Raw genomic sequence first — 12,156 nt, 5'->3', positions numbered from 1 at the left:
GCCGGTATCAGCGCCCGCCGAAGTCGTAGAAGGGCCAGTCGGCCTTGAGCTCGCCCGGCGGCAGCTCGCCGCGCAGGCGGGCGCGCACCACGGCCACCGGCATCGGGCCGCCCTTGAGGATGGCGTCGTGGAACTCGCGTTCGCTCATCTTTCCGGCGCCGACGATCTCCCGGTGCAGCGCATGGAACTGCAGGCCGCCGATCATGTAGGCGATCTGGTACAGCGGGCCGTAGTCGCCGGCGAAGCTGCGGCGCACTTCGGCGCGCGCGTTCTCGCGCTCATGGCCGACACGTTCCACCAGCAGGTCCACGGCCTGATCGGGCGTCATCTTCTCGAGGTGGAAGCCCAGCGAGAACAGGATGCGGGCGGCGCGGTGGCTGCGCCAGAACAGCATGCCGATCCGGTCCTCGGGCGTCTTGGCGAAGCCGCGCTCCCAGAGGCGGAACTCCCAGTACAGCGCCCAGCCTTCGCTCCAGAACGGCGTGTCGAACAGTTCGCGCTGGGTCTGGTAGCGGGTGTTGTAGAAGTACTGCAGGTGGTGGCCGGGGATCAGCTCGTGGTGCACGACCGCGCGCGAGAAGTGGCGGTTGTTGCCGCGCAGGGCCATCAGCTTCTTGTCGTGCGGCATGGTGTCGGTGGGGTAGGCCACCCAGACGTCCTGGCCGCCGAGGAAAAACGGTGCCTGCAGCTGGTATTCCGGCGTCAGCATGGTCATGCGCCAGTCGCGCTTGGCCAGCTCGGGCACCGACACCAGGTCGTTCGCGATCAGGTAATCGATCGCTTCGTCGGCCAGCTCGACCACCAGCTTGGGCTGCTCGCCCGGCGCGGGGTGGCGCGTCTTGACGGTTTCGAGCGCCTGCTTCCAGTCGCTGACGCCCATCTCCGCCGCCGCTTTCTCGAGCTCGCGCTGGCACCAGGCCAGTTCGCGTTCGGCCAGGTCCATCAGCTGCTCGGGCGAGTAGGGGATCAGCTCGTGGCGCAGGCCGGCGACCAGGGCCTCGCGGCCGATCGGGTCGCCGATGATGGTCTCCGGGTCGTTGGCGCCGGCCAGCTTGTCGCGCAGCAGCTTGCCGTAGGCGTCCATCTGCTGGTCCAGCGCCTCGTAGGGCTGCTTGTTCCACCAGCTGAACTGCGGGTCGTAGCCGGCGTGAAAGCCGTACCACTGCTTGAGGTCGGCGCGCACGCCCTCGAGCAGACGGGCGGCGCGGTGGGCGACGATGGGCGTGCTGCCCAGGGCCTTGGGATCCTTCTCCAGCCGTCGCTGCAGGTCGGAAAGCGCGCGGCGGCTGCGCTCGAGCGTCTCGGCGCTGGCGTGCGCGTCCGGATACTGCAGCTCGCGGCGCGCTTCGGCCAGCGCGATCAGGGCCTCCACGCCGGGCAGCAGCGGCGCCGCGTCGCGGTAGCGGTTGCGCTCGAAGTCCAGCTGCCCGAGCCGGTAGGCCAGATCGCGCGTGAGCAGGGCGTGGTCGATGCGGTCTTCCAGGGCGAGGCCGGCCGGATCGATTTCCGCCAGGCGCTTCTGCCAGTCGGTGTACAGGCCGCGGAAGGCCGCCTCGCGGCGCGGGCCGGCGGTGATGTCGTAGACGCGGCCCAGGCTGGCCAGGTCGGTCCGGAAGCGCTGCACCACGGGAGCCAGGCGCTGCGCGTCCGCCGGCATCTCGCTCAGCGCGGGCGCCAGGTCCGGGCGTTCGGCCGCGGCGGCGGGCAGGGCCAGGACGACGGCGAGGCAGAGCACGGACAGGCGGCGGCGATGGTGCATTGAGATCACTCCTGGGGCGGCTGATGCCGGCGGGCGGTGTCCTGGATGAACTGCAGCAGCGAGGCCAGGCCATTGCTGCGGGTCGGGGAAAGGTGTTTGGCCAGGCCGATGCCGGCGATGTAGTCGGGCGTCGTGGCCAGGATCTCGGCGGCGCTGCGGCCCGAATAGACGCGCAGCGCCAGGTAGATCAGGCCCGAGACGATGCTCGAATCGCTGATGGCGTGGAACTCCAGGTCCGAGGCGTCGCCCGAGGCGGTGATCCAGACCATCGACTGGCAGCCGTGCAGGCGGTTGGCCTCGGTCTTGTCCGCTTCGGGGAAAGGCGGCAGCTTGCGCCCCAGGTCGATCAGGTACTGGTAGCGCTCGGACCAGTCGCCGAAGAATCCGAACTCCTCGGCGATGGCAGCCTGCGCCGCGGCGGCGCTGGCTTCGGTCGGGCGCATCAGCCGCGCCTCCAGCGCACACCCTGGGCCGTGTCTTCCAGCAGCACGCCCTCGTCGGCCAGCTGCCTGCGGATGGCGTCGGCGCGGGTGAAGTCTCGGGCCTGCTTGGCGGCATTGCGTTCGTCCACCAGGGCCTGGATGCGGGCGTCGTCGCCCTCGGCGCTGCCGCGGCTGAACCAGGCGGCGGGTTCCTGTTGCAGCAGGCCCAGCAGTTCACCGCCACCCAGCAGTTCGGCCTTGAGGTTGGCGCGGGCCAGCGGACCGTCGGCCTTGCGGGCTTCGCCGGCGATGCGCGCCAGTTCGGCGAGCGCGGCCGGGGTGTTGAGGTCGTCGCACAGCGCCGCCTCGACCGCCACCGGCACGATCGGCGCGATCACCGGCACATCGGCCAGGTCGCGCAGCGTGCCGTACAGGCGGTCGAGCGTGCGCACGCTCTGCTCGATCAGGTTGTCCGACCAGTCCAGCGGCTGCCGGTAGTGGGCCGAAAGCAGGGCGTAACGCAGGGCTTCGGGCGGGTGCTGGTCGAGCAGGTCGTGCACCAGCGAAACGTTGCCCACCGACTTGCTCATCTTGGCGCCGTCGAAGGTCAGCATGCCGTTGTGCAGCCAGTAGCGCGCGAACACCTCGCCGCCGTGGGCGCAGGTGCTCTGGGCGATCTCGTTCTCGTGGTGCGGGAACTGCAGGTCGACGCCGCCGCCGTGGATGTCGATGGTGTCGCCCAGGTGGGCCTCGGCCATGGCCGAGCATTCGATGTGCCAGCCAGGGCGGCCGATGCCCCAGGGCGACGGCCAGCCGGGCAGGTCGGGCGTGGAGGGCTTCCACAGCACGAAGTCGCCGGGGTCGCGTTTGTAGGGGGCCACTTCGACGCGGGCGCCGGCCAGCATTTCCTCGGGATCGCGGCGCGAGAGCTTGCCGTAGTCCGGGAAGCTGGCCACCGAGAACAGCGCATGGCCCTCGGCGACGTAGGCGTGGCCGCTGTCGACGAGGCGCTCGATCATCGCGATGATGTGGCCGATGTGTGCGGTGGCGTGCGGCGTGACGTCGGCCGGGGCTACGCCCAGGCGGGCGAGGTCGTCGAAATAGGCCTGGGTGTATTTGCCGGTGATCTCGCCGATCGGCACGCCGCGTTCGCGGGCGGCGGCATTGATCTTGTCGTCCACATCGGTGATGTTGCGGGCGTAGACCAGCTTCGGATAGCGCCGGCGCAGCAGGTTGGCCAGCACGCCGAACACCACCGGTGGGCGGACGTTGCCGATGTGCACGTAGTTGTAGACGGTGGGTCCGCAGACGTACATCGTGACCCGGTTCGGGTCGCGGGGCTCGAAGGTTTCGAGCTGCCGGTGCAGGTTGTTGTAGAGGCGCAGGTCCATGGCGTGGATCACGGGGAAAGCCGAAGTCTAGCAAGCCCGTCCGCCGCGCTTAACGAAAATCTTAGGCTCGGGTTCAGCCGTTGGGTGTTTGAATCGCCGCGTCAGTTGAGCGCGTGGCCCGGGTCCGGGTCGGACCGGGGAGGTCCAGGCGCCGCTGCCCGCCCTCGACGGAGATCCACCATGACTGCTGCCAACCGCATCCTGCCGCTGCTCCTGCTGGTCGCCGCCGGTCCGGCGCTCGCCCAGTACGGCCAGGATCCATACGAACAGGACCCCGGCTACTACGACGCCCCGGTCCCCGAAAACGTCAGCTACGGCTACGCCCAGGTCCTGCGGGCAGACGAGGTCTTCGAGACGGTGCGCACCCGGGTCCCGGAAGAGCGCTGCAGCGACACTGAATACCGGCAGTCGGGCAAGACCACCGGCGGCACCGTCATCGGCGCCATCGTCGGTGCCGCCCTGGGCAACCAGGTCGGCAAGGGCGACGGCCGCAAGGCCGCCACGGTCGCCGGCGCGGTCGCCGGCGGCATGGTGGGCCACAACATCGCCCAGCGGCGGGCCGAGGCCGAGGCCCGGGGCTGCACCCTGGTCGAGGTCGAACGCGAGGAGCGCCAGGTGGTCGGCTACGACGTCGAATACATGTACAAGGGCGAGAAGTACATGTCGCGCCTGCCCTACGATCCCGGCAACCGCCTGCGGATCCGGGTCTCGGTGACGCCCGATGACGGCGGCGTGGGCTCGCGCTGAGTTGCGGCCGGCCGCCCCGGCCGGCATACTGCCCCCCGAATGAACCTGACCTGCGCCAGCGCCGACGTCCTCACCTCCGCCTATATGGCGGCGGGTATGACCTCGCGCGCGCGCCGACCGGAACCCCACACGCCAGCTGGGTAAACCGGGACGTCATCGCTTGTACACCGGAAAAGCCCAGCCTCGCGCTGGGCTTTTTTGTTTTGTGGATTTTTCAAAGGGCCGACGAATGAAGCACTTCCTCAACACCCAGGACTGGACCCGCGCCGAGCTCGACGCCGTCCTGGCCCAGGCCGCCGCCTTCAAGGGCAGCAAGGCCGGCGACCAGCTCAAGGGCAAGTCCATCGCCCTGGTGTTCTTCAATCCCTCGCTGCGGACCCGCACCAGTTTCGAGCTGGGTGCGTTCCAGCTGGGCGGCCATGCCGTGGTGCTGCAGCCCGGCAAGGACGCGTGGCCGATCGAGTTCAACGTCGGATCGGTGATGGACGGCGAGGCCGAGGAGCACATCGCCGAGGTCGCCCGGGTGCTGTCGCGTTACGTGGATCTGGTGGCGGTCCGGGCTTTCCCGAAGTTCCAGGACTGGTCGGTGGACCGCGAGGACCGGGTGCTCAAGTCCTTCGCGAAGTACTCGACGGTGCCCGTCATCAACCTCGAGACCATCACCCATCCCTGCCAGGAGCTGGCGCACGCGCTGGCGCTGCAGGAGCACTTCAAGACCACCGACCTGCGCGGCAGGAAGTTCGTGCTGACCTGGACCTACCACCCCAAGCCGCTCAACACCGCGGTGGCGAACTCGGCGCTCACGATTGCCACGCGCATGGGTATGGACGTGACCCTGCTGTGCCCGACGCCGGAATACGCGCTGGACGAGCGCTACCTGGGCTGGGCCCGCGACAACGTCGCCGAGTCCGGCGGCAGCTTCCGCATGAGCCACGACATCGCCGAGGCCTACACCGGCGCCGACGTCGTCTACGCCAAGAGCTGGGGTGCGATCCCGTACTTCGGCCGCTGGGACCAGGAAAAGCCCATCCGGGACGCGCACAAGCACTTCATCGTCGACGAGGCCAAGATGGCCCTGACCAACAGCGGCGTCTTCAGCCACTGCCTGCCGCTGCGCCGCAACGTCAAGGCCACCGACGGCGTGATGGACGCGCCCTACTGCATCGCCATCGAGGAAGCCGAAAACCGCCTGCATGTGCAGAAAGCGGTGATGGCCGCGCTCGCGAACCAATGATCCCAGGACCTCCCCGCTCATGACCGACAAGAAAGACATCGTCCTCGCCTTCTCCGGCGGCCTCGACACCAGCTTCTGCATTCCCTGGCTGCAGGAGCGCGGCTGGGCCGTGCACACCGTGTTCGCCGATACCGGCGGCGTGGATGCCGAGGAGCGCGCCTACATCGAGCAGCGCGCCGCCGAACTCGGCGCCGCCAGCCACGTCACCGTTGACGGTGGCCCGGCCATCTGGGACGGCTTCGTCAAACCCTTCGTGATGGCGGGCGAGGGTTACCAGGGCCAGTACCCGCTGCTGGTGTCGGACCGGTACCTGATCGTGGACGCGGCCCTGAAGCGTGCGGCCGAGATCGGCACGAACGCGATCGCGCACGGCTGCACCGGCATGGGCAACGACCAGGTGCGTTTCGACCTGGCGGTGAAGGCAGCGGGCGACTACCAGATCGTCGCGCCCATCCGCGAGATCCAGAAGGAACACAACCAGACCCGCGCCTACGAGCAGACCTACCTGGAGGAGCGCGGCTTCGGCGTGCGCGCCAAGCAGAAGGCCTACACCATCAACGAGAACCTGCTTGGCCTGACCATGTCCGGCGGCGAGATCGACCGCTGGGAAGCGCCGGGCGAAGGCGCCCGCGGCTGGTGCGCGCCGCGCGCCGAATGGCCGGTCGCGCCGCTGCGCGCGACGATCACCTTCCGGCAGGGCGAGGCGGTGGCGCTGGACGGCGTTGCCATGCCAGGTGCCGCACTGTTGGCCAGGCTCAATGGCCTGTTCTCGAAGTACGGTGTCGGTCGCGGCCTGTACACCGGCGATACGACGATCGGCCTCAAGGGCCGCATCATCTTCGAAGCCCCGGGCCTCGCCGCGCTGCTCACGGCGCACCGCGCGCTGGAAGAGGCCGTGCTGACCAAGCACCAGAACCGCTTCAAGCCCGAGGTGGCGCGCAAGTGGGTCGAACTGGTCTACGAGGGCTTCTACAACGATCCGCTCAAGACCGACCTCGAAGCCTTCCTGGCCTCCAGCCAGGCCACCGTCAACGGCGAGGTGGTGATCGAGACCCAGGGCGGCAGCGTCGGCGCCGTGGCGGTGCGCTCGCCGCACATCCTCAACGCCAAGGGCGCGACTTATGCCCAGTCGGCTGACTGGGGCGTGCCCGAAGCCGAGGGTTTCATCCGCCTGTACGGCATGAGCAGCACGCTCTGGGCCGAAGTGAACCGGAAGGCCTGACATGAGCGATCTGCTGCCCGAAGTCCTGAAACACCTGGAAGCGCTGGTGTCCTTCGACACCCGCAACCCGCCGCGCGACATCGGCACGGGCGGCATCTTCGACTACCTGCGCGCGCAGCTGCCGGATTTCCGAATCACGGTGACCGACCACGGCGCCGGTGCGGTGTCGATGCTGGCGGTGCGGGGTGAACCGAAACGCGTCTTCAACGTGCATCTCGACACGGTGCCGTCGTCGCCGGCCTGGAGCGCCGATCCGCACCGGCTGCGGGTCACGGCCGACAAGGCCATCGCGCTGGGCGCCTGCGACATCAAGGGCGCCGCCGCGGCGCTGGTCGCGGCGGCCAAGGTCAGCAAGGGGGACGTCGCCTTCCTGTTCACCACCGACGAGGAAGCCAACGACGCGCGCTGCATCGCGGCCTTCCTGGCCTCGGACCACGGCTTCGAGGAGGCCATCGTCGCCGAACCGACCATGGGCCAGGCGGTGCTGGCGCACCGCGGCATCAGCTCGGTGCTGATGCGTTTCCGCGGCGAGGCCGGCCACGCCTCGGGCCAGCAGGCGCGCGACACCAGCGCCCTGCATGCCGCCGTGCGCTGGGGCGGCCGAGCCATGGACTTCGTCGAGGCCCAGGACCACCTGCGTTTCGGCGGCCTGACCGGGCTGCGTTTCAACATCGGCCGGGTCGAGGGCGGCATCAAGGCCAACATGATCGCGCCGAGCGCCGAACTGCGTTTCGGCTTCCGGCCGCTGCCCTCGCAGTCGCTGGAGACGCTGCACGAGATCTTCCGGAGTTTCGCGCCGGCGGGCCTGCTGGCGTCGTACGAGGAAACCTTCAGCGGCCCGTCGCTGCCCTCGGGCGACGTGGCGCGGGCCGAGGAGCGTCGGCTCACGGCGCGCGACCTTGCCGACGATCTGGGCATGCCGATCGGCAACGCCGTGGATTTCTGGACCGAGGCCTCGCTGTTCTCGCAGGCCGGACTGACCGCACTGGTGTTCGGCCCCGGCGACATCGCCCAGGCCCACACCGCCGACGAATGGGTTTCGCTGGACCAGCTCGCCACCGTTTCCGCCACCTACCGCCGACTCCTGGAGGCTACGTGAACGACCTCAGCCTGATCGCCCAAACCGCCCCCGCGCTCGCCGCGGGCCAACTGGAATTTTCCCGGAGGGCACTTCCGGGACACACCTGCCACGCCGACGCTCACCATGACTGAAATGCGCACCACGATCGTCCGCCTGCTGTCCAACATGGCCAGCGCCAAGGAGATCCAGCAGTACCTCAAGCGCTTCTCGCAGCTCGACGCCGAGCGCTTCGCCGTGGTCAAGGTCGGCGGCGCGATCCTGCGCGACGACCTGGACGCGCTGGTGAGCTCGCTGTCCTTCCTGCAGCAGGTGGGCCTGACGCCGATCGTTATCCACGGCGCCGGCCCGCAGCTGGACGAGCAGATGAAGGCCGCGAAGATCGAAAAGGTCACCGTGGACGGCCTGCGCGTCACCGACGCCAACGGCCTGGCGATCGTGCGGCGCGTCTCGCAGCAGGAGAACCTGCGCCTGGTCGAGGCCCTGCAGGCCCAGGGCGTGCGCGCCACGTCGATCACCTCGGGCGTATTCGAGTGCGGCCTCCTCAACAAGCGCAAGTACGGGCTGGTCGGCAAGGTCGAGGCAGTGCACACCGCCGGCATCCAGGCCGCGATCAAGGTCGGCTCTATCCCGGTCATCGCCTCGCTGGGCGAAACCGCCGGTGGCCAGATCCTCAACATCAACGCCGACTGGGCCGCCAACGACCTGGTCAAGACCCTGCAGCCCTACAAAATCATCTTCCTCACCGGCACCGGCGGCCTGCTCGACGGCGACGGCAACGTGATCGACTCGATCAACCTCAGCACCGAATATGCCGACCTGCTGCGCCAGCCCTGGCTGCATTCGGGCATGAAGGTGAAGATCGAGCAGATCCACGACCTGCTGATGGAGCTTCCGCCCTCGAGCTCGGTCTCGATCACGCGGCCCGACCAGCTGGCCAAGGAGCTGTTCACCCACCGCGGCTCCGGCACCCTGGTGCGGCGTGGTGAGCAGGTGCGCAGTGTCAGCTCCTGGAGAAAGCTCGACCTCAAGCGCCTGAAGGTGCTGATCGAATCGGGCTTCGGCCGCAAGCTCGCGCCCGACTATTTCGAGAAGACCCAGCTGTTCAAGGCCTACGTCAGCGAACACTACCGCGCCGCCCTGATCATCACGCTCGAAGACGGCATCCCGCACCTGGACAAGTTCGCGGTCAGCGACGACGCCCAGGGCGAGGGCCTCGGCCGCGCCGCCTGGCAGGTGATGCGCGACCAGACCCCGCAGCTGTTCTGGCGGGCCCGCAACGGCAACCCGGTCAACGACTTCTACTTCGACGAGGCCGACGGCTGCCTCAAGGGCGAGAAGTGGAATGTATTCTGGTACGGGCTCGAGGGCTGGGAGCAGATCCGCTATGCGGTCGAACACTGCCTGGCCCGGCCCGCGACCCTGAAAGGCTGAGCGAATGAACAACCTGCACTGGTCCATCCCGCCCATGCTCCAGGGCGTGCACGTCAGCCTGGAGCCGCTGCAGAAGGAGCATGTCGAAGACCTGCTGCTGGCGGCGTCCGACGGCGAGCTCTGGAATCTCTGGTACACCTCGGTGCCGGGGCCGGAGACGGTGCGTCCCTATGTCGCGAAGGCCCTCGCCGACCGCGAAGCGGGGACCGCCATGCCCTTCCTGGTGCGCAATGCCGCCGGCGAGCCGGTGGGCTGCACGCGCTACTTCCGCATGGACCCGGTGATCCCCGGCCTGGAGATCGGCTACACCTGGTATTCGGCGCGGGTCCAGCGCAGCGCGCTCAACACCGAGGCCAAGCGCCTGCTGCTCGGCCACGCCTTCGACGCGATGGGCTGCACCGTGGTGGAGTTCCGCACCCACGCCTTCAACCATCGCTCGCGTGCCGCCATTGAACGGCTGGGCGCGCACTTCGACGGCATCCTGCGCCGGCAGATGCGCATGCCCGACGGGCATCTGCGCGACACGGTGGTGTATTCCATCCTCGACAACGAATGGCCGACGGTGCGCCGCCACCTCGACTACAAACTCGACCACGGAGCCTCGGCGTGACCGCGAAGATTTCCCTGGGGCTGGTCGGTGCGCGCGGCCATGTCGGCGCCGAACTGATCCGGCTGGTCGCGGCGCACCCGCGTTTCGAACTGGCCTTCGTGTCGTCCCGCGAGCGCGACGGCCAGCGCCTGGCCGACCACGAGCCGTCCTATGCCGGCGACCTGCGCTACACCAACCTCGACGCCGAAGCGGCCGCAGGGCAGGGCGCCGACGCCCTGGTGCTGGCCCTGCCCAACGCCATGGCGGCGCCCTTCGTCGCCCAGGTGGACGCGCGGGCGCCGGCAACGGTCGTCGTCGACCTGTCGGCGGATTACCGCTTCGATGACGGCTGGCATTACGGCCTGCCCGAGCTGACCCGCGCGGACGCTGCGGGCAAACGCCGCATCAGCAATCCCGGCTGCTACGCCACCGCCATGCAGGTCGCCATCGCGCCGATGCACGATGTCCTGGCCGGGCCGGTGCAGTGTTTCGGCGTGTCGGGCTATTCGGGCGCCGGCACCAGTCCGTCCGACAAGAACGATCCCGACAAGCTGCGCGACAACCTGATGCCGTACTCGCTCACCGGCCACGTGCACGAACGCGAAGTGACGCGCCGGTTGGGCCTGCCCGTCGAGTTCATGCCGCACGTGGCGGCGCATTTCCGCGGCATCACGCTCACGGCTAACCTGCACCTGTCCCGGCCGTTCGACCTCGACGAGGTGCGCGGCCGCTACTACGCGGCCTACGGCGCCGAGCCGCTGGTGGAAGTGACCGGCGACACGCCCTGGGTCAGCCGCATCGCCGGCAGGCACCACGCCGAGGTGGGCGGCTTCACGCTGGCGGCCGACGGCCGGCGCCTGGTGGTCGTGTCCACGCTCGACAACCTGCTCAAGGGCGCCGCGACCCAGGCCCTGCAGAACCTCAACCTGGCCTTCGGCCTGCCGGAAACGATGGGAATCCCCGCATGAGCGACCTGCTGTGGCAGAAACCCGGCGTCGAGGTGGACGCGCGCATCCAGGCCTTCCTGGCCGGCGACGACGTGGTGCTGGACCGCGAGTTCATCGCCCACGACATCGTCGCCAGCCGCGCCCATGCCCGCGGCTTGGCGCGCATCGGCCTGCTGACGGCGGAGGAATGTGACGGCCTCTGCCGCGAGCTCGACGCGCTGGCGGCCGACGTCGCCAGCGGCGCCTTCGTGCTGGACGACCGCTTCGAGGACTGCCATTCCGCGATCGAATCGCGCCTGGTCGAACGCCTGGGCGACACCGGCCGCAAGATCCACACCGGCCGCAGCCGCAACGACCAGATCCTGGTCGCCACCCGCCTGTGGCTGAAGCAGCGCCTGGGCGAGCTGCGCGCGCTCTGCCTGGAAACCGCCGGGGCCTGTCTTGCCCGCGCCGAATCCGAGCGCCTGCCGATGCCCGGCTACACCCACCTGCAGCGCGCGGTGGTGTCGTCCACCGCGATGTGGTGGGCCGGTTTCGCCGAAGCTTTCATCGACAACGCCGTGCGCGCCGCCCAGGCCGGCGACTGGGTGGACGCCAATCCGCTCGGCACCGCCGCCGGTTACGGCGTCAACCTGCCGCTGGACCGCGACTTCACCACCGCCGAACTCGGCTTCGCGCGCCTGCAGGTCAGCCCGATCTACGCCCAGCTCTCGCGCGGCAAGTTCGAGATCGGCGCCATCGACGCGCTCGGCGCCGCCCTGCTGGACCTGCGCCGCCTGGCCTGGGACCTGAGCCTGTTCACCACGTCCGAATTCGGCTTCGTGCAGTTGCCGGCGCAGTACACCACCGGCTCCTCGATCATGCCGAACAAGCGCAACCCGGACCTGGTGGAGCTGATGCGCGGCACCTATGCCTGCGTGTCGGCGGCGCGGGTCGAGCTCGAGCAGCTGCTGTCGCTGCCTTCGGGCTACCACCGCGACCTGCAGTATTCGAAGGGCTCGCTCTTCCACGCCTTCGGCAAGGGCCTGGGCGCGCTGGCCCTGCTGCCGGCGCTGCTGCGCGGGCTGCAGTGGCGGCCGGAGAAACTGGCGGCTGCCTTCGACGACGGCATGTATTCCACCGACCGCGCGATCGAGCTGGCGCGCTCGGGCCTGCCGTTCCGCGAGGCCTACAAACTGGCCGCCAGTGACCCGTTGCCGGCAGCGGGCGCCGATCCGGCCGCCAGCCTCGCGGCGCGGGTCTCGCCCGGCGGCGACGCCGCGCTGGGCCTGGACCTGCTGCGCAGGCGTCTGGACGCGGCGAGAGGCTGAAACCTGCGCACGCCGCGCAGCGC

The 12,156-nt window shown here is 69.3% G+C and carries 11 protein-coding genes; 8 read left to right on the top strand and 3 right to left on the bottom strand.

Annotated elements, in window-relative coordinates:
- Positions 1–7: 7 nt before the first annotated feature.
- From E1B00_RS03695 to cysS, 3 genes are read right to left on the bottom strand one after another with little or no spacing between them, the layout of a single operon-like run.
- On the bottom strand, positions 8–1,759 hold the full coding sequence (locus E1B00_RS03695; protein ID WP_139445831.1) for a DUF885 family protein: 1,752 nt from the start codon (positions 1,757–1,759) through the stop codon (positions 8–10).
- A gap of 5 nt (positions 1,760–1,764) precedes the next feature.
- Positions 1,765–2,202 carry a SufE family protein gene (locus E1B00_RS03690; RefSeq protein ID WP_139445829.1) on the bottom strand — a complete coding sequence of 146 codons (438 nt, stop codon included), beginning with the start codon at positions 2,200–2,202 and terminating at the stop codon, positions 1,765–1,767.
- Positions 2,202–3,572 (bottom strand): cysteine--tRNA ligase, encoded by a 1,371-nt coding sequence (gene cysS, locus E1B00_RS03685; RefSeq protein ID WP_139447675.1) that lies wholly within the window; start codon positions 3,570–3,572, stop codon positions 2,202–2,204. The genes E1B00_RS03690 and cysS overlap by 1 nt, the downstream gene beginning before the upstream one ends.
- 180 nt (positions 3,573–3,752) lie before the next feature.
- On the opposite strand from cysS, the gene E1B00_RS03680 reads away from it, so the two are divergent.
- The 8 genes from E1B00_RS03680 (at position 3,753) to E1B00_RS03645 (ending at position 12,133) form a co-directional block, all read left to right on the top strand.
- Complete coding sequence (locus E1B00_RS03680) at positions 3,753–4,319, top strand: glycine zipper 2TM domain-containing protein (protein WP_139445827.1); 567 nt, start codon at positions 3,753–3,755, stop codon at positions 4,317–4,319.
- 229 nt (positions 4,320–4,548) lie between these two features.
- Entirely contained in the window at positions 4,549–5,553 is a 1,005-nt protein-coding gene (locus E1B00_RS03675; protein WP_139445825.1) for an N-acetylornithine carbamoyltransferase, read from the top strand.
- A 19-nt stretch (positions 5,554–5,572) separates the two neighbouring features.
- The gene (locus tag E1B00_RS03670) at positions 5,573–6,775 is read left to right on the top strand and encodes an argininosuccinate synthase (RefSeq protein WP_139445823.1); all 1,203 of its coding nucleotides are present in this window, start codon (positions 5,573–5,575) and stop codon (positions 6,773–6,775) included.
- Between the two features lies 1 nt (position 6,776).
- Entirely contained in the window at positions 6,777–7,874 is a 1,098-nt protein-coding gene (locus tag E1B00_RS03665) for an acetylornithine deacetylase (RefSeq protein ID WP_139445821.1), read from the top strand.
- 105 nt (positions 7,875–7,979) lie between these two features.
- Complete coding sequence (locus tag E1B00_RS03660; protein ID WP_139445819.1) at positions 7,980–9,287, top strand: acetylglutamate kinase; 1,308 nt, start codon at positions 7,980–7,982, stop codon at positions 9,285–9,287.
- 4 nt (positions 9,288–9,291) lie between these two features.
- Positions 9,292–9,897 (top strand): GNAT family N-acetyltransferase, encoded by a 606-nt coding sequence (locus tag E1B00_RS03655; RefSeq protein WP_139445817.1) that lies wholly within the window; start codon positions 9,292–9,294, stop codon positions 9,895–9,897.
- Positions 9,894–10,844, top strand: coding sequence for an N-acetyl-gamma-glutamyl-phosphate reductase (gene argC / locus E1B00_RS03650; protein ID WP_425456435.1), 951 nt, complete (start codon positions 9,894–9,896; stop codon positions 10,842–10,844). The genes E1B00_RS03655 and argC overlap by 4 nt, the downstream gene beginning before the upstream one ends.
- Positions 10,841–12,133, top strand: a complete 1,293-nt coding sequence (locus E1B00_RS03645) for an argininosuccinate lyase (RefSeq protein ID WP_139445814.1) — start codon at positions 10,841–10,843, stop codon at positions 12,131–12,133. The genes argC and E1B00_RS03645 overlap by 4 nt, the downstream gene beginning before the upstream one ends.
- Positions 12,134–12,156: the final 23 nt, after the last annotated feature.

It is taken from the genome of Arenimonas terrae (genome assembly GCF_006265115.1).
In the GTDB taxonomy this organism is placed as follows: domain Bacteria; phylum Pseudomonadota; class Gammaproteobacteria; order Xanthomonadales; family Xanthomonadaceae; genus Arenimonas; species Arenimonas terrae.
The sequence above is the reverse complement of the archived record's forward strand: the minus strand, read 5'-3'. Positions and strand labels throughout refer to the sequence as shown.

What these genes read in the sequence shown, in the direction of transcription:
- cysS (WP_139447675.1), bottom strand. Translation starts at nt 3,572, where the DNA reads ATGGACCTGCGCCTCTACAACAACCTGCACCGGCAGCTCGAAACCTTC.
- E1B00_RS03680 (WP_139445827.1), top strand. Translation starts at nt 3,753, where the DNA reads ATGACTGCTGCCAACCGCATCCTGCCGCTGCTCCTGCTGGTCGCCGCC.
- E1B00_RS03655 (WP_139445817.1), top strand. Translation starts at nt 9,292, where the DNA reads ATGAACAACCTGCACTGGTCCATCCCGCCCATGCTCCAGGGCGTGCAC.
- E1B00_RS03665 (WP_139445821.1), top strand. Translation starts at nt 6,777, where the DNA reads ATGAGCGATCTGCTGCCCGAAGTCCTGAAACACCTGGAAGCGCTGGTG.
- E1B00_RS03690 (WP_139445829.1), bottom strand. Translation starts at nt 2,202, where the DNA reads ATGCGCCCGACCGAAGCCAGCGCCGCCGCGGCGCAGGCTGCCATCGCC.
- E1B00_RS03675 (WP_139445825.1), top strand. Translation starts at nt 4,549, where the DNA reads ATGAAGCACTTCCTCAACACCCAGGACTGGACCCGCGCCGAGCTCGAC.
- E1B00_RS03695 (WP_139445831.1), bottom strand. Translation starts at nt 1,759, where the DNA reads ATGCACCATCGCCGCCGCCTGTCCGTGCTCTGCCTCGCCGTCGTCCTG.
- E1B00_RS03660 (WP_139445819.1), top strand. Translation starts at nt 7,980, where the DNA reads ATGACTGAAATGCGCACCACGATCGTCCGCCTGCTGTCCAACATGGCC.
- E1B00_RS03670 (WP_139445823.1), top strand. Translation starts at nt 5,573, where the DNA reads ATGACCGACAAGAAAGACATCGTCCTCGCCTTCTCCGGCGGCCTCGAC.
- E1B00_RS03645 (WP_139445814.1), top strand. Translation starts at nt 10,841, where the DNA reads ATGAGCGACCTGCTGTGGCAGAAACCCGGCGTCGAGGTGGACGCGCGC.